This window comes from Candidatus Krumholzibacteriia bacterium (assembly GCA_029865265.1).
Lineage (GTDB): Bacteria > Krumholzibacteriota > Krumholzibacteriia > WVZY01 > JAKEHA01 > JAKEHA01.
In genome coordinates this window covers 18,072-42,578 of record JAOUHG010000024.1, presented here as the reverse complement: position 1 = coordinate 42,578, position 24,507 = coordinate 18,072, and the positions used below count along the sequence as shown (strand labels likewise).

The following is a 24,507-nucleotide window of genomic DNA, read 5'->3' as shown; positions in this document are numbered from 1 at the left end:
GCGCGGATTGTGGCGCGGGGGCGCCGCATGGTAGAATTCCGCTTTGCGAAACGCGCGACGTCCCGTTTGAAGCCGGCGTCGGAGCCCCCCGATCCTGCTTCGGAGATCACCCGATGCGACACCGAATCGACGCCCGCGCCCTGGCCGCGCTTCTGTGCCTGTTCCCGGCCGCTTCGCGTGCCCAGTGGCCCGCCAACGGCGTCGCCATCACCACCGCCACCACCACCGCCGCGGCGCCCGCCGCCTGCGCCGACGGATCGGGCGGCGTTTTCGCCGTCTGGTCGGAGACCCGCGGCACCAGCCAGGACATCCTGGCGGGCCGGGTCACCGGTTCGGGCGTCGCCACCTGGGGCCCCAACGGGGTGGTGGTCTGCGATGCCACCTTCGATCAACTCAACCCGTCCGTGTGCCGGGACGGAAACGGCGGCGCCATCGTCGCGTGGCGCGACCAGCGCAGCGGCGTCTTCGACATCTATGCGCAGCGGCTGGACGCGAACGGCGCACCGCAATGGACCGCGGGCGGCGTGGCGGTGTGCGTGGTGGTAAACAACCAGTACAACCCGGTACTGGTTTCCGACGATGCCGGAGGCGCGATCGTCATCTGGTACGACTACCGCGCGCTCAACTACGACATCTACGCGCAACGGCTGGACGCCGATGGCACACCCCTGTGGACCGCGGGAGGCATCGCCATCTACGCGGGGGCGCACAATCAATACAACCCCATGGCCGTTGCCGACGGAAGCGGCGGCGCCGTGGTGGCCTGGACGGACATCCGCAACGGCAACGCGGACATCTTCGCGCGCCGTGTCACCGGGGCCGGGACCATGCAGTGGACGCCGAGCGGTGTTCCGCTGTGCACCAACGCCATCGACCAGCTCGACCCGGTGCTGGTGAACGACGGGACCGGCGGCGCCATTGTCGCGTGGCGCGATGCGCGCAACGGAAACTGGGACATCTTTGCGCAGCGCGCCGACAATGCCGGAACGACACTGTGGACGGCCAACGGCGTGGCGGTGTGCAGCGCCACCGCCGATCAACTGCACCCGGCGGTGGCGTGCGACGGTGCGGGCGGTGCGGTGGTGGCGTGGGACGACGCGCGCGGATTGTCGGCCGACATCTACGCCCAGCGGCTCAGCGCCGGCGGCGTGGCGCAGTGGGCGGCCGACGGGGTCGCCGTGTGCAACGCACCCTTCGCGCAGACACGCCCCACCCTGGTGTGCGACGGCGCCGGCAACGCCATCGTGGCGTGGGAGGACCGCCGCTCCGTGACCGCCGACATCTTCGCGCAGCGCATCGGCCCGGCCGGCGCAGGCGCCTGGACGGCCAACGGCATCGCGCTTTGCAGCGCGGCGGGCGAGCAGACCGTTCCGCTCGCCTCGCCCGACGGCGCGGGCGGTATCGACGTGGTGTGGGCGGACACGCGCGGCGGCAATGTGGATCTCTACGCCAACCGCGTCGGCAACTCGGGAGGCACGCCCACCGGCGTCGGCGGACCGGCCGGCGCGCCCGGCCTGGTGGTATCCCGGGGCTATCCGAATCCGTTCGCGCGCGCGGTGCGCTTCGACATCGAAGCGGGTTCGCAGCGCGTGACCATGGAGGTGTTCGACGTGGCGGGACGGCGCGTGGCCGTGCGCGAGGCGCGCGCGGGCGGAATCCTCTTCGATGCGCGCGACAACAACGGCCGTCTGCTCCCCGCCGGCGTCTACCTGTGCCGTTTCACGGCGGGCGGCGCCACGCAGACGCGCAAGATCGTCGTCACGCGCTAAGACTTCTCTTCGATGTTCGAAATGACCAGCGCCACCTTGCCGGTACGGCGGCGCGCCAGTTCCGGCACGCGCTCGAAGTCGATGGCCATGCCGGCGCCCAGGCCTTCGCGCAACAGCGCCGCCACCGGCGCCAGCCGCTCGGGCGTGAGCGGCTCCCGTGCGAGCAGCCGCACCAGGATGCGGTCCTTCGCGTCCTGCACCACCTGGTAGCCTTCGATCCAGTCGTCGAACTGCCTCATGGCGAAGGTGATGTACAACCCGCTCACCGGACCGTTGGGCGTGTGCACCACGTCCTGCAACCGGCCGTCCACCGAGGCCAGCACCGGGAAGGGCTTCCCGCACGGGCAGGGCTCGTCGGGCGCCATGACGCCGATGTCCCCGATCTCGTAGCGGATGAACGGCGCGGCCGAGTTGTGCAGATCGGTGATGACGATGCGCCCCTCCTCGCCGGGCGCAACCGGAAGGCCGGCGTCGTCCACCACTTCCACCACCAGGTTGTCGCTGTGGACGTGGTAGCCCGCGTGGCGGCTGCACTCCATGCCCACGCTCATGAACTCGCGGCTGCCGTAGGAGGCGAACACCTCGTCCACCAGGTGCTCCTGCAGCAGTTCGCGCTGCCCCGGTTGCAGCCCTTCGGCGCCGCACACCAGGGTGCGCGCCTTCCAGGTGAGCACGCCGGGGTGGTCGCGCACGTAGCGCGCGATGTCTACCACCTGCCCGGGGTATCCCACCAGCGCGTGCGGCTTGTACTTGTTGATGAGCTGGCAGCACGCCAGCTTCTCGGCGTCGGAGAACTGCTGGAACGCGTCGAAAAACTGCCGGCGCTGCAGCATCAGGTGGACGCGACGCTTCACGCGTTGCGCCAGCGGTGGCGTGCCGTGGTCGGTGGCCCAGATGTGAAGACTCCTGCGCCCCTCCTCGGCTTCACCCCAGCCGTAGGCGCGGTCCATCACCGCGGTGCGCCACTCGTAGCTGTCGCGCGTCACGTAGAAGCGCACCGGCAGCGCGGTGGAACCGCTGGTCTGGTGGGCGTACATGGCGTCGGACGGTCGTTCCTGCTGCTCGAAGAACGCGCGCTGGTCGTGGCGCGTCCACACCGGCAGTTCCTCGGGCCGGATGGTTTCGCCGGGCGCGGGCAACGACCCGCGGTGTGCCCGCACGCGTTCCGCGTAAAAAGGAAACTGCGCGATGGCCCCGTGGACGCGGCCCTGGAAGGCCGTGGCCGAGATACGCGCCATTTCCTCCCGGGGCAGAAGCTCGTTGGCGGTCACAGCGTGACGGATGGTGAGCCGGCGGTAGCCCCGCACCTGTCCGTAGAGCGCGCTGATGAAGGTCAGTGTGTGCACGGCCAGAAAGCTACCACGGGGCACGCGCCACGCCACGCAAAAAAGAGCCCGGCGGCCGCTTGACGCGGGCCACCGAAACGGGTTCAATTGCTGCTTCGCGCGCCACCCCGGCCGCACCCCGCGTGGTCAACGCCCAGATGCATCCATAGAAAGGAGCATGCGATGGCACTCACCCACCGCATCGTTGTTCCCGTTTTGACAGCCTGTATCGCCGTATCCGTATCGTCGGCGCAGGCGCAGATCCCGGACACCTTCACCAACCTCAAGGTGTTCCCCAGGGACATCAAGAAGCAGGAACTGGTCGGTGCCATGCGCTCATTCTCCATGGCGCTGGGTGTGCGCTGCGACCACTGCCACATGGAGGACGAGGTCACGCACGAAAACGATTGGGCCTCCGACGCCAAGGACGCCAAGAAGATTGCGCGGGAGATGATGAAGATGTCGGGTGAGGTGAATTCGATTCTCGCAAAGAGCATCGGCTCCATGCGGCCGGACCCGCTGCAGGTTCGCTGCGTCACCTGCCACCACGGCCTGGTGAAACCGGAGACGCTGGAGCAGGTGCTGACCGCGTCGCTCAACCTCGCGGGAACGGACTCGACACTGGCCAAGTACGAGCGCCTGCGCGGGAAGTACTACGGCGCGGCGGCCTACGACTTCAGCGAGTGGTCTCTCATTTCGATCGCCGAGAACATCGCGAAAGATCCCGGAAAGGCAGACGCGGCGCTGGCGCTCCTCGCGACCAACCTCACGTACTATCCCGAGTCCGCCGGAACCTATGCGAGAATCGCGGAGACCTATCTGGTGAAGGGCGACCGCGAAACGGCTATCGCCAATTTTGACAAGGCGCTCGCGCTCGCTCCCGAAGACCCGTGGCTCAAGCGGCGCGTGGAAAAGGTCAAGGCGGGCAATTAGAATCTCTTCCGCGTCTTATCCACAGCAAAGCGGGCCGCGGCGGTGAATGCGCTTGACACGCCGCGGCCCACGGTCTTTAAATTCAGTACGTTCAGAAAACATTGTAATCACCATCTTTCTCAACCACATACATGACCGCGCGTCGCACATCCACCCGGGACATCTTCATCGAAGGATGGGGACGCCTGGGGCCCTCGTGGGGCATCAACAAGATGATGGCGGAGATCTACGCGCTCCTGTACGTGAGCCCCTCTCCGCTCACGCTGGAAGAGATGTCGCGGCAGCTGGAAACCAGCCGCAGCAACATCAGCACCAACGTGCGCGCACTCGACGACCTCGGCGTCGTCCACAAGGTCATCGTGCGCGGCGAACGCAAGGATTACTACGCCCCCGAGGATGACATCACCAAGGTGGCCAAGCTCCTCGCGCTGGCCAAGAAGCGCAAGGAACTGGACCCGGCCATGGACATCGTGGACAAGGCGCTCAGCATGGCCGACGAGTCGGGCGAGACGGAGATTGCCGAGAAGCTCGAGGAACTCAAGCGCCACATGGACGTGGTCAACGCGATTTTCCACGCTTTCGTGGGCGGCGAGGCGGACCCGAAGGGTCTGGCCAACGTCATCCGGGTAAAAAACGCCCTCTCCTGAGAAAAGAGAAAAACCGAATGATCCACGCGCTCAAGAAGTACGATGTGCTCCGCGACATCATCGACCGCTGCAACGCGCTGGTGGTGGACCGCATCCGCGACAACCAGCTGCGCGAGGCCAACATTGCGCTGGAGAGCTTCAACAACGGCGGCAAGCGCCTGCGCCCCATCCTGGTGGTGCTGTCGGCCAAGGCGCCCGACGGCGGCGACATCGAACAGATGGACGACGCGCTCATCAAGCTGGCGGGCGCTGTGGAACTGGTGCACCTGGCCACGCTGTTCCACGACGACGTCATCGACCAGGTGGACATGCGCCGCACCAAGTTGTCGGCAAGACTCAAGTACGGCAACTATGCGTCGGTGCTGACGGGGGACTTCGCGCTCGCCGAGGCGCTGGACCTGGTGCAGAAGAGCGGCGCGCCCGAGGCGATGCCGGAGTTCATCCGCACGCTGCGCGTGCTGGTGCGCGGAGAGAGCCTGGAAACCACCCACAAGTACGACTTCTCCCTGAACGAGGCGCAGTACTACGAGATCATCTCCGAGAAGAGCGCGTCGCTGTTCGCACTGGCGTGCAAGGCGGGCGCAATTGCCTCCGGCTCGGGGTACGCGGACTCGCTGGGACACTTCGGCTGGAACCTGGGCATGGCCTTCCAGATGATCGACGACCTCGACGACATGCTCGACAACCCGCAGAAGTCGTTCGACTGCGACCTGCGCAACGGCTACCTGGCGCTGCCCATGATCCGCGTGCTGGACGCGCTCAAGGACGGGCACCGCGAGCGGCTGGTGCAGATCATCGAGTCCGCGGACTTCAACCCGGAAAACGAGCGTTTCATCGTGGACCTGTGCCACGAGTACGACACCATCGCGCAGACCCACCAGGCCATCGAACGCCATCTCACCCGCGCCGACGACACCCTGGCGCGCTTCGCGGCCTCGCCCGCCCGGGACCTCCTGGCCGGAATCGTGGTCGACCTGCGCGCCTACTCCGCCCACCAGGTGGAGAATTTCACCGAGTTCTCGCGGCGCGCGGCTTCCTGATCGTCCCGATTGCCCCCCCGCGGGGGCGCCAATCCGGGCCTTGCGCAGGCCGCGGCCGTCCCGCATAATTGTCGTACCAGCCTTTTCGGATCCCCTGCGGACAGGATCACTTTCGTGACGACATTTCGCCTTCGGGCGGCGTGCCTTGCATGCGCCCTCGCCGGTCTCGCGCCGGGCTCCGCCTGCGCCGACCTGGCTTCCTTTGCCGGTCGCCTGGCCGGTGAGTTCTCCGCCCAGGCCGGCTACCCGTTCCAGCTCGCCCGCAACGACCCGGCCCGCTTCTCGCTGGGCCTCGCGGGGATCGCAGCGCTGGTGGTCCTCGACCCGATGACCCGCGACGCGCTGGCCTCCCCCTCGTTCATCGCGGACAACGGTCTGCACGAACCCGCGCGCTGGATCTCGGACCTCCCCACGGCCCGCAACACGGTGGCGCTGGTGGCCGGCATCGGACTGGTGGGCCTGGTGACGGACTCGGCGCGGGAGCGGCAAACCAGCATGATGCTCACCGAAGCCATCATTACTTCCGGCGTGTGGACCGGCGCGCTCAAGTGGGCCGCGGGGCGCGAGCGGCCGCGCGAGGCCCACGAGTACGCGGGCGACTGGGCCGGCCCGGGCGCCTTCGCGGACGACGACGGCATTCCCGGACGGGGTTTCCTGTCGTTCCCCTCGGGGCACACCTCCAGCGCCTTCGCCGTGGCCACCGTATTCGCGCACCAGTACCCGTCCCACGGCATCGTGCCGGTTCTCGCCTACGGCTCCGCAACCGCCATGGGCTACTCGCGCATCGTCCTGGGCGCGCACTGGCTGTCCGACGTCGCCGTGGGCGCGTTGCTGGGCGTCGGTTGCGCCCGGCAGGTCATCTCCACGCACGACGGTGGCGAGCCGCGCGACGGGCGCGAATGGCACCTCGGCGTCGACTTTCACGACGGCCGCCGCGGCGTCACCTTATCGCGCAACTTCTGAGCCCCGGACAGATATCCCCCGCCAACGCCCGGTCCCGGATGTTTGACACCGGCCGCCGGGCGCGCTAATCTTGCGGCACAGGTCGCACCACTCGTCCCATCCGGGAAGGATCCATCCATGGCAGTCGATCAACGTCATAAGGGCGCACAGCCCGGCTCCATTCACGACATCGAACAGGCTTTCCGGCAGCAGTCCGAGCAGTTTCCCCACTGGGAGAAACTCAAGGACTGCATCGACCAGTACATCGACCTCATGCTGAACTACCGGCAGAGCGGTCACCCCGGCGGTTCGCGCTCCAAGGTGCACGCCATGCTCACCATGCTGATGAGCGGCGCCATGCGCTGGGACATCCGCCACCCGGAAAAGGCATTCGGCGACCGCTTTGCGCTGGTGGCGGGACACACCGCGCCGCTGGTCTACGCGACACTCCCCGTGCTGGCGGAGACACTGCGCATCAAGTTCGAGCAGACCAAAGACAAGCGCTACTTCATCCCCGAGGACCGCATGGTGTGGTGGGAGGACCTGCTGGAGTTCCGCCGTAACGGCGGCCTGCCCGGGCACGCCGAGATGGAGGGCAAGACGCTCTTCTTCAAGGCCAACACCGGCCCGTCGGGTCATGGTTCACCGCCGGCGGCGGGCCAGGCGTTTGCGCTCAAGCGCGCCGGCGCCGAGGGCGTGAAGGTGTTCGCCATCGAGGGCGAGGGCGGCCTCACCCCGGGCGGCGTGCACGAAACGCTCAACTCCGCGTACGGGCTCGGGCTCAACAACCTGCACTACATCATCGACTGGAACGACTTCGGCATCGACGACAACGCGTTCTCGTCGTTCGTGTACGGCAGCCCGCGCGACTGGTTCGGCTCGCGCGGATGGCGCGTGGTGGAGGCAAAGAACGGCAGCGACTGGGCCGACGTGACCCGCGCCATGCTGGAGATGGCCTTCGCTTCCGATCCGGAAAAGCGCCCCAGCATGATGTTCATGCGCACGCGCAAGGGCCGCGAGTACCTCAAGTACGACAACAAGTCGCACGGCAGCCCGCACGCCATGAACAGCGAGCTGTTCTGGAACACCAAGAAACCGTTCATGGAGAAGTACGGCGTCAAGTTCGAGGGCTTCGGCGAGGCGGCGCCCAGCGACGCCGCCGCCATCAAGGAGCAGGCGCGCGCCAACCTCAAGATGGTGGCCGACGTGATCCGCGCCGACAAGGCGCTGGTGGAGTACGTCAGCGAGCGGCTCATCGAGCTGGGCGACTCGGTGCCGGAGGAGATCTCCACCTTCCGTTTCGACGTGTCGAAGAATCCAGCCGGCGACCCCGCGCTCACCGATTTCCGCAAGTACCCCGCGGAGATGTGGGCCAGGCCCGGCGACAAGCAGCCCAACCGCGCCGCACTGGCCAAATGGGGCGCGTGGGTCAACGCATGGTGCCGCGAGAACTACGGGCGGCCGTTGTTCATGGCCATGAGCGCCGACCTCGCGGATTCCACCAACATCTCCGGGTTCGCGAAGGATTTCGGCAACAGCAAGGGCTACGGCTGGTACAACCGCGACACCAACCCCGAGGGTTCGCTGCTGCCGCAGGGCATCACCGAGTTTGCCAACGCGGGCATCTCGTGCGGCCTCGCGTCGGTCAACTTCTCGCGCACGCCGCTGGAGGACTACAACGGCTTCTACGGCACCTGTTCCACCTACGGGTCGTTCGTGTACCTCAAGTACGGCCCCATGCGGCTCTTCAGCCAGATGGCGCAGGACTCGCAGCTCAAGGTGGGCAAGGTGCTGTGGGTGGCGGGCCACAGCGGTCCCGAGACCGCGGAGGATTCGCGCACGCACTTCGGGATCTTCGCACCGGGGGTGACGCAACTCTTCCCCGACGGGCACGTGATCGACGTGCACCCGTGGGAGTACAACGAAGTGCCGGTGGTCATCGCGGCCGCGCTCAAGACCGGCGCGCCCATCATCGCGCTGCACCTCACACGCCCCGCCGTGGAGATTCCGGACCGCGAGAAGCTGGGCATGGACTCGCACTTCGAGGCGGCCCGCGGCGCGTACGTGATTCGTCCCTACAAGAAGGGCGCACCCAGGATGGGCGTGGTGCTGGTGCAGGGCACGTCGACCACCAACAACATGCTCAAGGTGCTCCCCAGGCTGGACGAAGAGGGGCTCAACGTGAAGATCGTGGCGGCCATCAGCCCGCAGCTGTTTGCGCTGCAGGACGCGGCCTACCGCGAGTCGGTCTACCCCGCACACGAGCGCATGGATGCCATGGCGGTCACCAACCGCGCGCGGCGTCTAATGGGCGACTGGCTCGACGCGGGTGTCGGCGCCGACTACACCCTCTCTTCGGACTGGGACAACCGCTGGCGCACCGGTGGCTCGGTGGACGAGGTGGTCGAAGAGGCGCACCTCTCACCGAAGTGGATCCTGGAAGGCATCCGCCGCTTTGCGAAGGATCGCCCGCAGCGCCTCAAGAAGGCGAAGGACCTGCTCGGGAAGCTGGACGGCTGACGCCGCGATGACCGGCCGCCGCCGAGGGCATCGCTACCGGGACGCGGAATGAACGATCCCGTCGCCGAGTACATCGCGAAGATCATGGAACGCCTGCGCGCGGCGCCACCCGCCGCGCGCATGGCGACCGGCGACGCGGATGCCCTCGCCGGCGAGATCTTCACCATCCTCACCAGCCGCGAGTTCTGCTACCTGAGCCGGGGCCGCACCGCACCCTTCCGAGACGCCACCGTCGATCTGCTGGCCGGCAACATCCGCGCCGGCGAAGCGGTGCGCTTCTACTACGACATCGGCGCCGGCTACCACGCGAGCATCGAACCGCAGGATACCGGTCTGGTGTTCCGCGTGGGGTTCTCCGAATTGTGCATCCTCTCCCAGATCGGCGCCTTTGGCAATCGCGTGTCCGAGATCTACCCGCCTGGCGCGCACTTCACCCTGGTCATCGACAACGTCTGCGGCCTCGTGACCAACGACATTCCCGTCGCCGATACGATGGTCTATGTGGGTGCGCTCCGCCGCCTGATCGACGAGACCGGCATGGGAGCGCGCGTGGAAGCGCTGGTGGAGTCCGAGACGTTCGACCTGTCCGGCTATGCGATCGACCGCGCGCGGCTGGCGCGGGACGTGGCCGCGCTGTCGCCCTCGCCGCAGGACCTGGAGAACGTGCGGCGTTTCCTGGGGCGCGCGTGCGACGATGCCGAGGCGCTGGAGAGAATCGCGCGCTACAGCCAGGCGGGAGAAATGACCGAGCGTCACCTGGCGGACGTGGTGCGCGGGGTGCGCATGACGCAGCGCGCCACCGGGGGCACGCTGGGGTTCCGGCCGTTTCCGGGGGGCGATTCGCGGACGCAGGTGGGAGAGGTGGCCATCAGCCCCAACGACAAGGGGGTGCTGCGCCCCGTTCTGCTCACCAGCCGCAACGTGGACCGCTACCGGCGAACGCAGTTGCGCTTCCCACAGCTGCTCCCCGCCGCCATCGCGCACGTCACCTACGCGGAGCCGGTCGACACGGCGCCCGCGTCAGGCTGAGAAGTAGGAGTACAGTCCCTCGGCCTGCCGGCGGCGATTGCGCCGCCGCGTCTCGTCGTCCATGTAGGTCGACGCGCCGGTGGTCTTGTTGATGTCCAGCCGCACCACCTCGCCGTCGTTCACCACGTAGTCCAGCTTGCCGTAGTCGAGGCCCAGTTCCTGGCGCCACGCCACCACTTCCGGCGAGGGTTCCACCGTTTCGGTGCGCGCGTCCGGCTCCGATTTCACCACCGGCTTGCGGGTGCCAACGCGCGTGCACGACCAGCGGTCGCCCAGGAACATGTAGATGCGCACGTGGTAGAGGCCGTCTTCCAGCTCGGGACGGAACTTCTCCACGATCACGTGGCGGTCGGCGAAGAACCGCGGCGGCACGTCCGCCGCGCGGTCGAAGATCTGGTAGTCGAACGACTCGCCGAAGGGCGCGGACGCCCCGCGCAGGTGATCGACGCGCCGCCGCACCGCGCGCAGGACGCGCCAGCGCTGCTCGAGCCGCGTGCGCTGCAACGCGCGCTCCGGCGCACCGGCGTAGTTCAAGTCCGACTTGACGATCACCGGCCCTTCCCACGCGTCGCCGGGGCGCACCAGGTTGCTGCTGAAGGTCGACTTGCGGATGTCGCGGATGCGGCCGTTGAGCACAATGGGATAGCGCGACGCAAACTCGAGGTACGCGTCGGGCACCACCGAGAGGTTGACGTGGACCAGCACGATGTCGGCCGGCACGAAGCGCCGGGTCCCGTACAGGTAGATGACCTCGTGCCCGTCTTCCTTCCAGAACCCGGCAAGGTGGTGGACCAGGTAGGCGGACGGGTTGCGGTGCTGGTCACGTTCGTGAAACAGCACGGCGATCTTCCGTGCGGGAAGCTTGCTGAACAATGTGTCGCTCACGGTTGGAATGTCTTTCGGGTTCGTATGGGACTGCACACGCCGCGGGCGCCGCGGCAATTCAACCGGCGGTCACGCCACCGTCGATGACCATGGCGTGGCCCACCAGGTAGCGGGCCTCGTCGGAACACATCCACAGCACGGCGGCTGCCATCTCTTCCGGTTCCGACATGTAGCCCACGGGAACGCGCTGCTTCACCCGCTCGTCGGGCACAGGACGCGTCATGTCCGTGCGCACGTAGCCCGGACACAGCGCATTGATGCGGATTCCCGCCGTCGCGTAGTCGAGCGCGGCGCTCTTGGTGAGACCGATGACGGCGTACTTGCTGGCGGTGTACGAAGCGAGCCGCGCCACCCCCACCACGCCCGACATGCTGGCCATGTTGACGATGGCCGCGCCGTGTTTGGGGGCGTTCTGCTCCATGAGCGCGATCTCCTCGCGCATGCACAGCCACACGCCCTTGACGTTCACCGCCATGACGCGGTCGAAGTCGTCTTCGCCCAGCGCGGCCATGGGCGCGCCCTTGTGCATGGCGCCGGCATTGTTGAAGGCCGCGTCCACGCGCCCGAAGGCGTCGCGGATGGCCGCGAATGCCGCCTGCACCTGGGCGGTGTCCGCGACATCGGTCTGCACGAACATGGGGCGGGCTTCCTCGCCGCCCGCGCGGCGCACGCGCTCCAGGGCGTCGTTGCCCTCCTTCTCGCGGCGCGCGAGCAGGGCCACGCTGGCCCCCTCGGCGGCGAACGCCACCGCCGTGGCCAGGCCGATGCCGGCGCTGGCGCCGGTCACCACCACCACCTTCCCGCGGAACCGCTCGCCACGGGCCGGGGGTCCTCCCCCGCCCAGGAGGTTCCGCTTGAGGAAGTCCTTCATGTAGCGGATACTATGCGGACGGCCCCGGGGCGGTCAAATTCGATCACGGCGGGCTGAAGCGGTCCCCCCGGATGCGCGCCGGATTACCCGGCGCATGGGAACTTTGGCCAAGTTTCTCCGGTGCGGTCGATCGCGCCCGGCAGGGGTTGCCGGGGCCGCGGGTGCGCGACCGGAATCGGGTCGCGCGCCCATCCCCCGACACCACAACCGCTTGTTGACCGGCGGGCCGGCGCGAACCCGCTGACCGGCTGGATCGGCGCCCAAAGATCGTGCCGGCGCACCAGGTTGCACGTTTCTTGCTGCCCCCGCCGGGCCGGGTGTGACCGGCCTTCCCGGGCGGGGAAACCGTCCCTTTTTTTTGAATCCAACATGCCCTCGCAGTCCCTTGTAATACTCAAAATTGGCGGCTCGGTCCTGACCGACGAAGGCGCCATGCCCATCGCCGTGCGCGAGGTGTCGCGCTACCTGGCGTCGTACGACCGCGTGGTGGCCGTCGTGTCGGCGTTCAAGAATCAGACCGACGCGCTGCAGAACAAGGCCCTCGACCGCTGCCCGCAACCGGATCCGGACACGTTCGCGTTCTACCTGGGCCTGGGCGAGATGCAGACCACCACCGAACTCGCGCTGGCGCTGCAGGGCGCCGGTGTGGAGGCGACGGCGCGCATGCCGTGGGACGTTTCCTTTGTGTGCAGCGGGTCGCCGCTCGACGCCACACCGGCGGCGGTCAACGCGCGCGCGTTTCGCGACGCGTTCCGGGAGAACCGCGTGGTGGTGTTCCCCGGCTTCATCGGCTGCGGCGCCGACGGGCGTCCCAATGTCCTCGGACGCGGCGGCTCGGATCTCACCGCCATCTTCCTCGCGGCCGAACTGGGTGCCGCGCGTTGCATCATGCTCAAGGACGTGCCCGGCGTGTTCGAGTGGGATCCCGCGCGCCAGGGTCCGCGCCCCCGTCACTTCTCCAAGATCAGCTGGAACGACGCCGCCCACCTGGGCGGCAAGTGGCTGCGCCCGGGCGACGTGGAGTACGCCCACCAGCGCTCGGTGATCATCGAGATCATGGCTCCGGAAACACCGGGTTCGACCGCGGTCGGACCGGATGCGTCGCAACTGGATCCGCCGGGCGAACTCGGCGAACTGAAGCGGGGATCCGGCGGGTGAAGTGGAACCTGCGCAGGAACCCGACGGTCGCCATCGTGGGATGCACGGGCGCCGTGGGCCGGGAACTCATTCGCCTCATCGAGGAGCGCGCCCCCGCCTTCGGCGACGTTCACCTTCTCGCCTCCGAAAGCTCCGCGGGAACCACCATCACCATCCGCGGCAAGGCAACCGCGGTGCAGAGCCTGCACGGCTACGACTTCTCGTCAACCGACATTGCGTTCTTCGCGGTGGGAGCGGAAACCAGCGACGGGCACGTGCCGCGCGCGGCCGAGCAGGGCTGCCTGGTCATCGACAAGTCCAGCGCGTTCCGCATGAAGCCCGAGGTTCCGCTGGTGGTGCCGCAGGTCAACGCGCACGCCATCGCCGAGCGGCCCGATTCCGGCATCATCGCCAGCCCCAACTGCTCCACCATTCCGCTGGTGCGCGCCCTGGCCCCGGTGCACGCCACGGTGGGCGTGCGCGGCGCTGTGGTCTCCACCTACCAGGCCGCCTCCGGCGTGGGCCTGGCGTGCATCGACGACCTCCTCGACGACTCACGCGCGTGCCTCGACGCGGGACCGGGCGAGCGCCCGTCGCGCTTTCCGCGCCCGCTGGCATTCAACGTGGTGCCGCAGATCGACGTCTTCTGCGACGACGGCTTCACGGTGGAAGAACAGAAGATGGTGCTGGAGAGCCGCAAGATACTCGGCGATCCCGGCCTGGCCGTGACCGCCACCACGGTGCGCGTGCCCGTGGTCAACGTCCACTCCGAAGCGGTGTACGTGCAGTGCGCGCGTCCCACCACGCGCGAGGAGATCATCAAGCTGCTGCGGGCCGAGGTGGGCTTGATCGTTGAGGAGCGCATCGACGGCTACGCCACGCCGCGCTTCAACCCCGACCCCGACGCGGTGACCGTGGGCCGTATCCGCACCAACCCGGACAACCCCGCGGGCGTATGGATGTGGATCGTGGCGGACAACCTGCGCCCGGGTGCCGCACTCAACGCGCTGGATATCGCCGCGCTGGCGATGAAGCTGTCCCGCTAGCTCCCCGTCCGGAAGTAGAGAAACGCGGCTTTCGCCTCAGCCCACCAGTTCGGCTCGGGGTCGCCGGGCCACACGAACGTTCCCACATAATCGGTCTGTCCAGCCACGCGGCGGAAGTACCAGAAGGTGTTCTCGGTACATCCCGACGGACAATCCCCACCGCCCAGCCGGAACAGGTAGGTCATCTTGCCGTTGTGTTCCCACGGGTAGACATTGCTCCAATCACCCGCGTAGCCGTTCGGCTCCGCAAAGATCACCCCGTGCTGCGCGGCGTAGATCTCCGACAGCCGCTGAGGATGCAGCCGGCCTTCGAACGTGATAATGCCGAGCAGGTGGACCCCGATGCGAAGCGAATCGAGCTCCGTCGCGTGAAACACCGTGTTCAGCGAGTCGACCGCGTTGGGCTCGTGGTTGCGGAGCTTCTCCCAGGTGACTTCGTCGGGGTAAATGATGATCTCCGTGACCACCCAGATCGGGAAGAAGGTAGTTCCGGTTTCCGGGATGCTGTCGAGGTACTCGCTCCGAATAACGGCGAGGTCGTCGCGGATGGTTTCGTAGAGGTCCTGCGGCGCCAGTAACTCGCCCGAGAGCCACAGGGCGGCCTCTTCGGCTTCCTGGTTGTCGCGCGGCGTAGTGGTGTCGGGTTGGGCAAGCGGCGGCGGGTTGGTGGCAGTGTCGTCGTTGCCGCAGGATGCAAGAACGGCCAGGGCGGCCAGCAGAATCACAAATCGGGAGCGCATGACGCACCTCCCGGAGCCTCGGGGATCACGCCGCGGCGACGGGCTCCTCACGGATCATCCGCGACACCTTGGCGACCAGCGATTCCAGGAATCGCCGGTCGTCGTCGGAAAACGCGTCCGGAGAATCGCTGTCGATGTCCAGCACGCCGATGAGCGTGCCACGATGGAAAATCGGCACCACGATCTCGGACTTCACGGTGGGACTGCACGCGAGGTAGCGCGGGTCGCTGCACACGTCCGGCACCACCTGGGTGACGCGCTCGCTCGCCGCCGCGCCGCACACGCCTTCGGAAAGATGAATGCGACGGTGCTCGGGCGGTGCGCCCACGTACTCGGCCTCGTCCAGGGTGAGCGTGTCGCCGCTGAGGCGGTAGACCCCCACCCAGGCGAAACGCTCGAATCGCTTCTTGAGTTCGGTCACCAGCACCGCGGCGGCGCCGCGCGAACCGGTGGTGGCGCGCACGCGCGCAAAGATCTCGTCTTCGACATCACTGGAGAGCGCACCCGCGTCGAACGGGTTGATGCGCGTCGCCGGTGGCGTGCCCGCACCGGGCTCCAGCAGTCTTGCGCTGCGCTTCATCAGCACGAAGCCGGCCAGCACCAGCACCAGCGGCCAGAAGCGAATGAACGGTCCGGCCACGCGCTCGCTGATGACCCCGGTCTTGTACAGAAACGACGTGGCGCTCATCAGGATGACCAGCGCGCCCACCACGATGCCGGCATTGGAGGCGACCACCTTGCCGGCCGCAAAACAGGCGATGCCGATGACCAGCGGGATGGCGGGCCACAGCAGGCCCATCCTGCCCCACTCGATCAGTCCCAGGGAAAACGCGGTGAGGAACGCGCCCAGCAGGATGGCCCAGGTGGCGGCAAATACCACGCCGAAGTCCAGGCGCTTCTGAAACACGCGCAGCATGACCACGCCGCTGACAATGAGGATGCCCGGCCAGATGTGCTCCCAGCCCAGCAGCACCTTGTTGCTCACCAGCAGCAACAGGACACCCCAGACCACCAGCCAGGAGCCGATCAACACGCGGTTGCGCTGTCCCATGCCATGATAATAGGCGACCGGCCACCGACTTGCAATGATCGGCTTGGGCCCCCGGCCGCCCCGGCACACCTTGACGAGGCCCCCGCCATCCGATAGATTGGGCGGAATGGCGGGCCGGACGTTCCGCCGAGCCATTTCGACCCGCTTCAATCCACCGGAGGAAACGATGAAACGGTTTGTAACAACGCTGGCGCTGGTGGCCGTCGCGATCGGTGCTCCCACCGTGGGCGCGGCGGACAGCGCCGACAACAAGAAAGGCTACCCCGTGGTTGTTCTGGAAACCTCAATGGGCACGATGGAGATGGAGCTGTACCCGGACAAGGCGCCACTGTCGGTGCAGAACTTCCTCTGGTACGTGGATAACCATTTCTACGACGGCCTCATCTTCCACCGGGTCATCGACGGATTCATGATCCAGACCGGCGGCTTCACGCCCGACATGACCCAGAAGGCGGGCAAGCCCCCCATCGACAACGAGGCCGGCAACGGGCTCACCAACGACAAGTACACCGTGGCCATGGCCCGCACCAACGCGGTGCACAGCGCCACCAGCCAGTTCTTCATCAACACGACCGACAACGCCTTCCTGAACCACACCGACAACACGCAGCGCGGCTTCGGCTACTGCGTGTTCGGCAAGGTCATCGAAGGCAAGGAAGTGGTGGACAAGATCGGCAAGGTGAAGACGGGCAACAAGGCGGGCATGAACGACGTCCCGCTGGAAACGGTGAGCATCCTCAAGGCATACCGCAAGGAAGCCGCCAAGGACGACAAGGAAAAGTCCGAGAAGAAGTAACGCCGGGGATTGGCTCCGGAGAGAAGCCGCGCTTCCCGCACGGGGGCGCGGCTTTTTCTTTGCCTAGTCGCGCACGCGGTTGATCTCCAGGCCGCGGAACAGGAGGTAGGCCAGCACCGCCATCACCAGGCCGTAGTCGACGATGTGCAGGAAGCCGAGTCCGGCGGAGTGCTCCGTCAGCGAGCCCCGCGTGAGGCGATCGGCCACGCTGTCCAGCGCGCCCAGAACCGGGAACGGATAGGACAGCACCTTCACCACCGCGTCCGGCACGTTGCCGCCCAGGGCGCCGATCACGGCGGCGATCCCGTTGACGGTGGCGGTGCCGCGCAACACCACGAAGGTGAGCAGCACGGCCACCCAGGGATGGAAGCGGATGGAGAAGGAGAACGCGATGGCCATGGTCATCACGCACACCAGGTAGCGCGCGAACATGGTGAGGTACGCCGTGCCGCTGAGCGTGCTCTTGAAGGCGGCGGCGAAGAGCGTGAGCACCAGCGCAAACAACGCCCACATCATCAACAGGTAGACGGCCGCCCCGGCATAGCTGGCCGCAATGTACTCGCCGCGCGACACCGGCTTGGAGAGCACGCTGGCCACGGTGCCCTCCACCACGTCGCGCTTGACCACGCTCACGCCCACGAAGATGGCGATCAACTGCGCCAGCGCGCCGAGAAACGTGATGATGGTGCCCAGCACCTGCATCAGCATGGTGCCGGATACCACCTCGCCCGCGGCCAGCATGCGCACCATGCCCACCACCGAGGTCATGAACAGTCCGATGATGAGCAGCGAGCCCACCACGCCGATCCACAGGAGCCGGCTCTTCATGAGGCGCCGGACGGTGATCTCCGCAACCGCGAACATGCGCTGCATCATGGCGCACGCTCCGCTTCCGGCGCGGCAGTGCCGGTGACATCCTGGATGAACACTTCTTCCAGCGTGCGCGCCGCGGGTTTGTAGCCGGTGATGACACCGCCGGCGGCGCGGATGGCGTCGAGCGCGCGCTGGGCGGTGTCTTCGTCGGGGGCGGTGACGGTGCCGGCGCCGGCGGGCTTCAGGCCCATCGCGGTCAGGCGCTGCCCCGCCGCATCGCCGCTGTCGCGGAAGGTGACCTCGACGCCGCGGCTCTCGCCGATCACCTCTTCCAGGGTTCCCTGCCGCACCACGCGCCCGCGATCGATGATGATGACGCGGTCGCAGATGCTCTCGACTTCCGAGAGGATGTGCGAACACAGGAACACCGCCGTGCCCTGGTGCTTGAGTTCGAGCAGCAGATCGCGCACCATGCGCCGCCCCACCGGGTCGAAGCCGGAGGTGGGCTCGTCGAGAATCAAGAGCTCGGGACGGTTGATGAGCGCCTGCGCGATGCCCACGCGCTGGCGCATACCGCGCGAGTACTTGCCCACCGCGCGGTCTTTCGCATCGGCGAGGCCCAGTTTGTAGAGCAGTTCGTCCACGCGTTTGGTTCTTTCAATCTTCTCGATGCCGTGCAGGCGCCCGAAGTAGTGCAACAACCGCGTGGCGGAGAGAAAGGGATAGAACGCGTAGTGTTCGGGCAGGAATCCCAGGCGCGCGCGCGCGCGGCTGTCCGAGGGCGGAAAGCCGAACAGGGTGGCCTGACCGCGCGACGGGGTGAGAAATCCCATCAGCAGATTGATGGTGGTGGTCTTGCCGGCGCCGTTGGGGCCGAGGAAGGCGAGGATCTCGCCGGGGCGGACCTCGAACGACACGTCTCCCAGCGCGGTGAAGGGCGCGCGGCCGAAGTTCCCGGTGAAGGTCTTGCCGAGTCCGGTGGCCTGAACGGGCGTCACGGCGTCTGCTCCTCCTGCATCAGTTCCTGCAATTGCCGTGTGAGTTTGGCGCCCACCGAGGGGTCGTAGCCGGTGTTCCGGTCCACCACCACGCCGTGGCGGTCGATGATCACCAGCGTGGGCAGCACCTCCACGCCGTACTCCTGCGCCACGGCGCCGTCCTCGTCCAGGAGCACCGAAAACGGGAGCGGGCTGCGCGACAGGAAGTCCTGCACGTGCTCGCGGGACTCCCGCACGTTGACGGCGATCAACACGACGTCGTTGGCGAGTCCGCTCTCGCGTTGCTTCTTCCACCAGGGATCGAGCACGCCGAACTCCGCCATGCACGGCGCGCACCAGGTGGCCCAGAAGTCGAGAATCACGAACTTGCCGCGGAAGTCGCTGAGCGCCACGGCGCGGCCGCTGGGGTCGGTGAGCGAAAGCGCGGGGGCCGCCGCGCCCGCCTTCGGCCCCGAAGACGTGCGCGACGGCCCTCCCGTGCGGTGAACCAGAAACTGGATCACCGCGGACAGCACCAGAAACGCCACGATCAAGATCTTGCTTCGGCTCACGAATACCCCATGGGACGATCATTCCAGTCGCTCGTTCCGCGCCGGAACAGCCTACAACATGTAGACCAGAACACACACCACCAGATTCACGAGTGCGCGCAGGTCGCAAATGGGACCGCACCACTGACACGACTGGCGGCAGGCGGTCAAATCCGCGACCACGTACTGCAGACAGTTCAACAGGTCGCCGTAGTACCAGGGCCGGTTCTGGGGCCCTGTCTCCTGCTTGCCGGCATCCTGCAGAACCTCGAATCCGCTCTGGTCACGATCGGTCAGGCGCAAGGGGAACGACCGTTCCCGGTCGTCCACGCGCAGGTAGACCGCGAGGCCGCCCCCGTCACCGCCCCGCAACGCCCCCAGCGCAACCAGCACCGCGCGCCCGTCGTCGGTGCGCCCGCTCGCCACGGTGAGGGCCGTGGGGTCGAAGGAATAGCCGAACGTCGCCGCAATTGCCAGAGCATCGTTGAACGACGCGGTCGCCGTGAGATCGCGTACGGGCGCAATCGCGCCGGGGTTGCCGGGCTTGTACGCGTTGAGGGTCGCGTGCTCGGTCTTGATCACGGTGTCGGGCGGGACGAACCCGCCGTCGCCGCCGCTGCTGCCGCCGCGGGGACTGCCGCCGCGGCGGGTGTCGACATCGGTGGAAGACTCCCCGCACGCCCCCACCATCATTGCCAATATCAGAACCAGAAAGAGCCTCTTCATCGTCATCCTCCCTTTCCCACCTGGTTGTTGCGGCACGCGGGCAAACGCCCGCGTGTCGGGCACAGACAGAGGCACGCGGCGTGCCGTTCAGCGACCCGCGGGCGCAAGTTCATGGTGGCGCCGGGGTTGTGCCTTGCGGACGGCGGCGCCAGCGGGCAGGACGGGCCGGCCACGGCACGCGCGCGGCGCCCCGCGAAAGCGCGCAACCCGTTCTGCACCGGCGCGATAGACCCCACGCGGGCGCGCGGGTGCAGGTGTCAACGGATTGACACTGGCAAACATGCGTTCCCCTTGAACTCGGGTTGGTGACGTCCGATGATGCGGGGCGCCGGGCCACCCGCGGCCCGGCGCTCATTGCAACAACAAGGGGCCGCTGACACATGAAACGCACTCTCGTTCTCGTGACACTTGCCGTGGCGCTCACCGTGGCATCCGCCCGGGCGCAAAACCATCCGGACAAGGAAGGCAAGACCCAGGGCAAACCAGCTGCCGCGGAAACCCTCGAACAATTCTCGTGACGGCACAGCCGTCCGACCGTCCTACCTTTCGTGACGTTCCCGACCGCTTTGCACTACACGTCATTGACCGCGAGGTTCCCATGCGATACCTGCCCATCGTCCTCATCCTGGCACTTCTGATTCCCGGACTCCCCCGGTCCGCCCGTTCGGCCTGGACCCCCGGCGGCAGCCCGGTGAGCGCGGCCGTGGAAAACCAGACCGGTCCCGTCACCGTCCCGGACGGCGCCGGCGGCGCCATTGTGGCGTGGGGGGACTACCGCAGCGGGGGCTCCGACATCTACGCCCAGCGTATCGACGCCACCGGCAATCCCCTGTGGACACTCGACGGGGTGGCGCTGTGCACCAACGACCGCGTGCAGTCGCAGCCCACCATCGTCTCCGACGGCGCGGGCGGGGCGATTGTCGCCTGGACCGACTACCGCAACGGGACCAGCGCCGACCTCTACGCGCAGCGGGTGAGCGCTGCGGGAACCGTTCTATGGACGGCCGACGGGGTCGCCGTTTGCACCGCGGCCGATGAACAGGTGGGAACGCCGATGGTCTCGGACGGTGCCGGCGGCGCGATCATCACGTGGCATGACTACCGCAGCGGCAGCGGGTATACCGACATCCATGCGCAGCGGATCAACGCCTCCGGGACTCCACAGTGGACGATCGACGGCGTGGCCATCTGCACCGCCGCCAACCACCAGACGCTGCCCGTGATCGATACGGATGGCGCCGGTGGTGCGATCATCGCGTGGCAGGACGGTCGAGGTGGTGGCAACAATGACATCTACGCGCAACGGGTGAACGCCGCGGGAGTTCCCCAGTGGACGGCCGACGGTGTTATCCTCTGTGGCCTCTCGGCCGGCCAGATAGCGCCCGTGATCCTCTCGGACGGCGCGGGGGGCGCGATCGTCACCTGGCTGGACGGCCGCAACGGCCCCGGCGGGGATGTCTACGCGCAGCGCGTGAGCGCGCTGGGTAGCCCGCAATGGACAGCAAACGGAATCGCCGTGTGTATCGCGCCGAGCTTCCAGTCCGGCCCCACGATGGCTTCCGACGGCGCCAACGGAGCCATCATCACGTGGTACGACTATCGAAACGGCACCGACTACAACATCTACGTCCAGCGCGTCAGCAACCTGGGCGTCCCGCAGTGGACCGCAAACGGTGTTGCCGTGTGTACCGCCGCGGGCGAACAGTGGTTTCCCCTGATCGTTTCCGATGGCGCCGGCGGCGCGCTCATTTCCTGGGGCGACACCCGCAGCGGAGTCGGCTACGACGCCTACGTCCAGCGCGTGGATGCCACGGGAACTCCCGTTTGGGCCGTCAACGGAATCTCTCCCGCACCCGGAAGCGACGAGGGCACTGCTGCCATGGCGAGTGACGGCGCCGGGGGCGCAATTGTGGCGTGGGAGGATTTCCGGAACACCGTCGACTACGACATCTACGCCCTGCGGCTGGATGCGTCCGGGGCCATTCCGGTTGGCGTGTCAGGACCCATCCACCAAAGCACTCTGTTCGTCGGCCAGGCCTATCCGAATCCGTTCAGCGCAACCACGTGGCTGGACATCGAGCAAGCCGCACCGTCGCGGCTTCGTCTCGAAGTGTTCGACGTTGCCGGCAGGCGGGTTCGGGCAATGACGTTGGGCGAAGGGACCTTGCGGCGAGTGGCCTTCGATGGCCGCGACAACGCGGGCCGGTTGCTCCCCAGCGGCATCTATTTCTGTCGCGTCGAGGCGGCGGGAGAGACGATCGCGCGCAAGATGGTGATCGCCCGGTAGCCATGTCGGCTGCGGTCGGCCTGTGATCTTAGCATGCACTCCCGCCGTGGGAGTGCATGTTAAGATCGTCTCCGGCGACTCAACGCCGGAGATCCAATGGAACAGACACCCGCCAAACGTCTCAACATCTTCGAACGCTACCTCACCCTGTGGGTGGGGCTGTGCATGGTGGCCGGCGTCTTGCTCGGCAAGACCGCTCCCGGTGTGATCGCCGCGTTGCGCGGCCTCGAGTTCGGAAGCCACAGCCAGATCAACCTGCCCATCGCCGTCCTCATCTGGCTGATGATCTACCCCATGATGCTCAAGATCGACCTGGCGAGCGTGTTCGAGGTGCGCCGCCGGCCGCGCGGCATCCTGGTGACGCTGTTCGTCAACTGGCTGGTCAAGCCGTTCTCGATGGCGCTCTTGGGCTGGGTGTTCTTCAAGCACGTGTTCGCGGGACTGATCGGCCCGGAGATGGCCGACCAGTACATCGCGGGCGTCATTATTCTCGCCGCCGCGCCGTGCACCGCCATGGTGTTCGTGTGGTCGTACCTCACCGACGGCGACCCCGCCTACACGCTGGTGCAGGTGTCCCTGAACGACCTCATCATGCTAGTGCTGTTTGCGCCCATCGTGGGGCTGCTGGTGGCGGGTGCGAGCGGCCTGCAGGTTCCCTTCAACGTGCTGCTCTACAGTGTGGTGGCGTTCATCGTGATCCCGCTCTTGCTGGGATGCGTGAGCCGCGTGCTGCTGATCCGCTCAAAGGGGCGCGCGTGGTTCGAACAGAAGTATCTCCCCGCCTTCCACCCGGTCACCACGCTCGCACTGCTCGCGACCCTGGTGCTCATCTTTGCCTTCCAGGCCGACAACATCACGGGGCGCTGGTTCCACGTGCTGTTGATCGCGGTGCCGATTCTGATCCAGGTGTACTTCAACGCGGGGCTGGCGTACTGGCTCATGCGCAAGCTGCGCGTTCCCTACTCGGTGGCGGCGCCGGGCGCGCTCATCGGCGCCAGCAACTTCTTCGAGCTGGCGGTGGCGGTGGCCATCACGCTCTTCGGCCCCGACTCGGGTGCGGCGCTGGCCACGGTGGTGGGGGTGCTGGTGGAGGTGCCGGTGATGCTCTCGGTGTGCTCGGCCTGCAACCGAACGCGCCACTGGTTCCCGGCGGCGGCACCCGACGGCTCGTCATAGCTCCTTGCAGAAGATCACCGCGCCGTGGGGCGTGACCCCGTCCGGATCCAGGGCGTAGCGCGGAATGGCTCCCACCTCGGTCCAGCCCGTGTTGCGGTACAGCCTTTCCGCCGCGGCGCCCTGCTTGGCGTCCAGCGTCAGCAGACGAAACCCCGCCTCGCGCGCCGCATTTTCGATGGATTGCATGAGAGCCCTGCCCAGGCCCGCGCGGCGATAACGCGCGTCCACCAGCAGCTTCGCAATCTCGGCGCGGTGCGGCTGATTGGGCGCCCACGCGGGGTGCAGCTGCACGGTGCCGACGATTTCGTCGCCGCCGCGCGCGACAAGAACGATTGCACCCGGGGACACCAGCACATTCCGCCACCAGGCTTCGGCCTGCTCGACGGTGAGCGGCGCCAGAAAACTCACCGCCGCCCCGGACTCCACCGCATCGCTGAGCAGGCGCGCGAGCGCGCGCAGGTCGGCGTCGCGCGCGGGGGGTTTCAGCTGTTCGATGGTGTGCATGGCGACGAGCGCGCCCCCCGTGTCAGGCCTTTGACTTGTTCAAGGCCACGGCTTCTCGAATGAGCGCCTTCAGCGCCTTCTTGTCCAGCGCGTCGCCTTCGTGGATGTCGATGGCGCGCCGGACCTTACCTTCGAGACTGGAATTGAAGAGACCGGAAGGGTCCTTCAGGGAGGCTCCCTTTGCGAAGGTCATCTTTACGACCTTCTTGTACGCCTCGCCGGTGCAGATCAGCCCGTCGTGCGACCACACCGGATTCTCCCACTTCCACTCCTCGACCACGTCGGGGTCGGCTTCCCGGATGACGGCGCGGATGCGGGCGAGCATCTCGCCCCGCCAGTCGCCCAGCGCTTCGATTCTCGCATCGATCAAAGCGGATGCAGACTCGCTACTCTTCGACGGGCCCTTCTTCATGTCAACGGTCCCTCCCGGGTCGCCCTGTCTCGCCCCGTTGCGACTCACGAAGAGCATAGGAAACGTCAGAACCTCCGCCATGTCAACCCTGCACGGGCTGGACCGCGGCTACTTCAACAGCGTCATGCGACGCGTCACCGTGTTCCCCCCCAGCTCCAATCGATAGAAGTACACGCCCGACGCCACCGCCCGGCCGTCGTCGTCGCGGCCGTCCCACACCACGTCCCGCGCTCCGCGGGCGGCCTGGTCCTTCACCAGCGCGCGCACGAGACGCCCGTGCACGTCGAACACGTTCAGGTTCACGCGCACGTCCGGATCGGCGGGCGTATC

The 24,507-nt window shown here is 67.2% G+C and carries 25 protein-coding genes; 13 read left to right on the top strand and 12 right to left on the bottom strand.

Features of this window, described 5'->3' with window-relative positions; translation table 11 throughout:
* Positions 1-113 precede the first annotated feature (113 nt).
* A complete protein-coding gene (locus OEX18_11035; protein MDH4337794.1) occupies positions 114-1,769 on the top strand; it encodes a T9SS type A sorting domain-containing protein in 1,656 nt (551 codons plus the stop codon).
* Here the strand turns inward: OEX18_11035 and OEX18_11030 are convergent.
* Positions 1,766-3,115 carry an AMP-binding protein gene (locus tag OEX18_11030; GenBank protein ID MDH4337793.1) on the bottom strand — a complete coding sequence of 450 codons (1,350 nt, stop codon included), beginning with the start codon at positions 3,113-3,115 and terminating at the stop codon, positions 1,766-1,768. The two genes, OEX18_11035 and OEX18_11030, sit on opposite strands and share 4 nt — an antisense overlap.
* A 162-nt stretch (positions 3,116-3,277) precedes the next feature.
* Here OEX18_11030 and OEX18_11025 point away from each other — a divergent pair, with 162 nt between their 5' ends.
* The 6 genes from OEX18_11025 to OEX18_11000 all read left to right on the top strand — a co-directional run bounded on the left by OEX18_11025 (position 3,278) and on the right by OEX18_11000 (position 10,205).
* Entirely contained in the window at positions 3,278-4,027 is a 750-nt protein-coding gene (locus OEX18_11025) for a c-type cytochrome (protein ID MDH4337792.1), read from the top strand.
* A gap of 131 nt (positions 4,028-4,158) precedes the next feature.
* Positions 4,159-4,674: a transcriptional regulator gene (locus OEX18_11020; GenBank protein ID MDH4337791.1), complete on the top strand. Its 516-nt coding sequence runs from the start codon at positions 4,159-4,161 to the stop codon at positions 4,672-4,674.
* Between the two features lie 17 nt (positions 4,675-4,691).
* Positions 4,692-5,714 (top strand): polyprenyl synthetase family protein, encoded by a 1,023-nt coding sequence (locus OEX18_11015; protein ID MDH4337790.1) that lies wholly within the window; start codon positions 4,692-4,694, stop codon positions 5,712-5,714.
* Positions 5,715-5,828: 114 nt separating this feature from the next.
* The gene (locus OEX18_11010; GenBank protein ID MDH4337789.1) at positions 5,829-6,677 is read left to right on the top strand and encodes a phosphatase PAP2 family protein; all 849 of its coding nucleotides are present in this window, start codon (positions 5,829-5,831) and stop codon (positions 6,675-6,677) included.
* 117 nt (positions 6,678-6,794) lie between these two features.
* Complete coding sequence (locus OEX18_11005; protein ID MDH4337788.1) at positions 6,795-9,176, top strand: transketolase; 2,382 nt, start codon at positions 6,795-6,797, stop codon at positions 9,174-9,176.
* A 48-nt stretch (positions 9,177-9,224) separates the two neighbouring features.
* A complete protein-coding gene (locus OEX18_11000) occupies positions 9,225-10,205 on the top strand; it encodes an isocyanide synthase family protein (protein ID MDH4337787.1) in 981 nt (326 codons plus the stop codon).
* On the opposite strand, the gene OEX18_10995 is transcribed toward OEX18_11000, so the two are convergent.
* Both OEX18_10995 and OEX18_10990 read right to left on the bottom strand, forming a co-directional pair.
* Positions 10,197-11,090, bottom strand: a complete 894-nt coding sequence (locus OEX18_10995) for a hypothetical protein (GenBank protein ID MDH4337786.1) — start codon at positions 11,088-11,090, stop codon at positions 10,197-10,199. The genes OEX18_11000 and OEX18_10995 overlap by 9 nt on opposite strands.
* A 58-nt stretch (positions 11,091-11,148) precedes the next feature.
* A complete protein-coding gene (locus OEX18_10990; protein ID MDH4337785.1) occupies positions 11,149-11,961 on the bottom strand; it encodes a glucose 1-dehydrogenase in 813 nt (270 codons plus the stop codon).
* Between the two features lie 369 nt (positions 11,962-12,330).
* Here OEX18_10990 and OEX18_10985 point away from each other — a divergent pair, with 369 nt between their 5' ends.
* Together OEX18_10985 and OEX18_10980 are read left to right on the top strand one after the other, a co-directional pair.
* On the top strand, positions 12,331-13,119 hold the full coding sequence (locus OEX18_10985) for a hypothetical protein (GenBank protein MDH4337784.1): 789 nt from the start codon (positions 12,331-12,333) through the stop codon (positions 13,117-13,119).
* The gene (locus OEX18_10980; GenBank protein ID MDH4337783.1) at positions 13,116-14,144 is read left to right on the top strand and encodes an aspartate-semialdehyde dehydrogenase; all 1,029 of its coding nucleotides are present in this window, start codon (positions 13,116-13,118) and stop codon (positions 14,142-14,144) included. Before OEX18_10985 ends, OEX18_10980 begins: the two co-directional genes overlap by 4 nt.
* Here the strand turns inward: OEX18_10980 and OEX18_10975 are convergent.
* Both OEX18_10975 and OEX18_10970 read right to left on the bottom strand, forming a co-directional pair.
* The gene (locus tag OEX18_10975; protein ID MDH4337782.1) at positions 14,141-14,884 is read right to left on the bottom strand and encodes a hypothetical protein; all 744 of its coding nucleotides are present in this window, start codon (positions 14,882-14,884) and stop codon (positions 14,141-14,143) included. The two genes, OEX18_10980 and OEX18_10975, sit on opposite strands and share 4 nt — an antisense overlap.
* A gap of 25 nt (positions 14,885-14,909) precedes the next feature.
* Positions 14,910-15,935: a GAF domain-containing protein gene (locus OEX18_10970; GenBank protein MDH4337781.1), complete on the bottom strand. Its 1,026-nt coding sequence runs from the start codon at positions 15,933-15,935 to the stop codon at positions 14,910-14,912.
* A 265-nt stretch (positions 15,936-16,200) separates the two neighbouring features.
* Between OEX18_10970 and OEX18_10965 the strand changes: the two genes are divergently transcribed.
* Positions 16,201-16,731, top strand: coding sequence for a peptidylprolyl isomerase (locus OEX18_10965; GenBank protein ID MDH4337780.1), 531 nt, complete (start codon positions 16,201-16,203; stop codon positions 16,729-16,731).
* A 63-nt stretch (positions 16,732-16,794) separates the two neighbouring features.
* Here the strand turns inward: OEX18_10965 and OEX18_10960 are convergent, their stop codons facing one another.
* From OEX18_10960 to OEX18_10945, 4 genes are read right to left on the bottom strand one after another with little or no spacing between them, the layout of a single operon-like run.
* Positions 16,795-17,607 carry a hypothetical protein gene (locus OEX18_10960; GenBank protein MDH4337779.1) on the bottom strand — a complete coding sequence of 271 codons (813 nt, stop codon included), beginning with the start codon at positions 17,605-17,607 and terminating at the stop codon, positions 16,795-16,797.
* Positions 17,604-18,542, bottom strand: coding sequence for an ABC transporter ATP-binding protein (locus tag OEX18_10955; GenBank protein MDH4337778.1), 939 nt, complete (start codon positions 18,540-18,542; stop codon positions 17,604-17,606). Before OEX18_10955 ends, OEX18_10960 begins: the two co-directional genes overlap by 4 nt.
* Positions 18,539-19,093, bottom strand: a complete 555-nt coding sequence (locus OEX18_10950) for a TlpA family protein disulfide reductase (GenBank protein ID MDH4337777.1) — start codon at positions 19,091-19,093, stop codon at positions 18,539-18,541. The genes OEX18_10955 and OEX18_10950 overlap by 4 nt, the downstream gene beginning before the upstream one ends.
* A gap of 51 nt (positions 19,094-19,144) precedes the next feature.
* On the bottom strand, positions 19,145-19,798 hold the full coding sequence (locus tag OEX18_10945; protein ID MDH4337776.1) for a hypothetical protein: 654 nt from the start codon (positions 19,796-19,798) through the stop codon (positions 19,145-19,147).
* Between the two features lie 380 nt (positions 19,799-20,178).
* Here OEX18_10945 and OEX18_10940 point away from each other — a divergent pair, with 380 nt between their 5' ends.
* From OEX18_10940 to arsB, 3 genes are all read left to right on the top strand, one after another.
* The gene (locus tag OEX18_10940; GenBank protein MDH4337775.1) at positions 20,179-20,316 is read left to right on the top strand and encodes a hypothetical protein; all 138 of its coding nucleotides are present in this window, start codon (positions 20,179-20,181) and stop codon (positions 20,314-20,316) included.
* Between the two features lie 80 nt (positions 20,317-20,396).
* Positions 20,397-22,085, top strand: a complete 1,689-nt coding sequence (locus tag OEX18_10935) for a T9SS type A sorting domain-containing protein (GenBank protein MDH4337774.1) — start codon at positions 20,397-20,399, stop codon at positions 22,083-22,085.
* 96 nt (positions 22,086-22,181) lie between these two features.
* Positions 22,182-23,261: an ACR3 family arsenite efflux transporter gene (gene arsB / locus OEX18_10930; protein MDH4337773.1), complete on the top strand. Its 1,080-nt coding sequence runs from the start codon at positions 22,182-22,184 to the stop codon at positions 23,259-23,261.
* Here the strand turns inward: arsB and OEX18_10925 are convergent.
* The 3 genes from OEX18_10925 to OEX18_10915 form a co-directional block, all read right to left on the bottom strand.
* Positions 23,256-23,765 carry a GNAT family N-acetyltransferase gene (locus OEX18_10925; protein MDH4337772.1) on the bottom strand — a complete coding sequence of 170 codons (510 nt, stop codon included), beginning with the start codon at positions 23,763-23,765 and terminating at the stop codon, positions 23,256-23,258. The genes arsB and OEX18_10925 overlap by 6 nt on opposite strands.
* A 22-nt stretch (positions 23,766-23,787) precedes the next feature.
* Entirely contained in the window at positions 23,788-24,177 is a 390-nt protein-coding gene (locus tag OEX18_10920; GenBank protein MDH4337771.1) for a DUF1801 domain-containing protein, read from the bottom strand.
* A 108-nt stretch (positions 24,178-24,285) separates the two neighbouring features.
* Complete coding sequence (locus OEX18_10915) at positions 24,286-24,480, bottom strand: T9SS type A sorting domain-containing protein (protein ID MDH4337770.1); 195 nt, start codon at positions 24,478-24,480, stop codon at positions 24,286-24,288.
* Positions 24,481-24,507 lie beyond the last annotated feature (27 nt).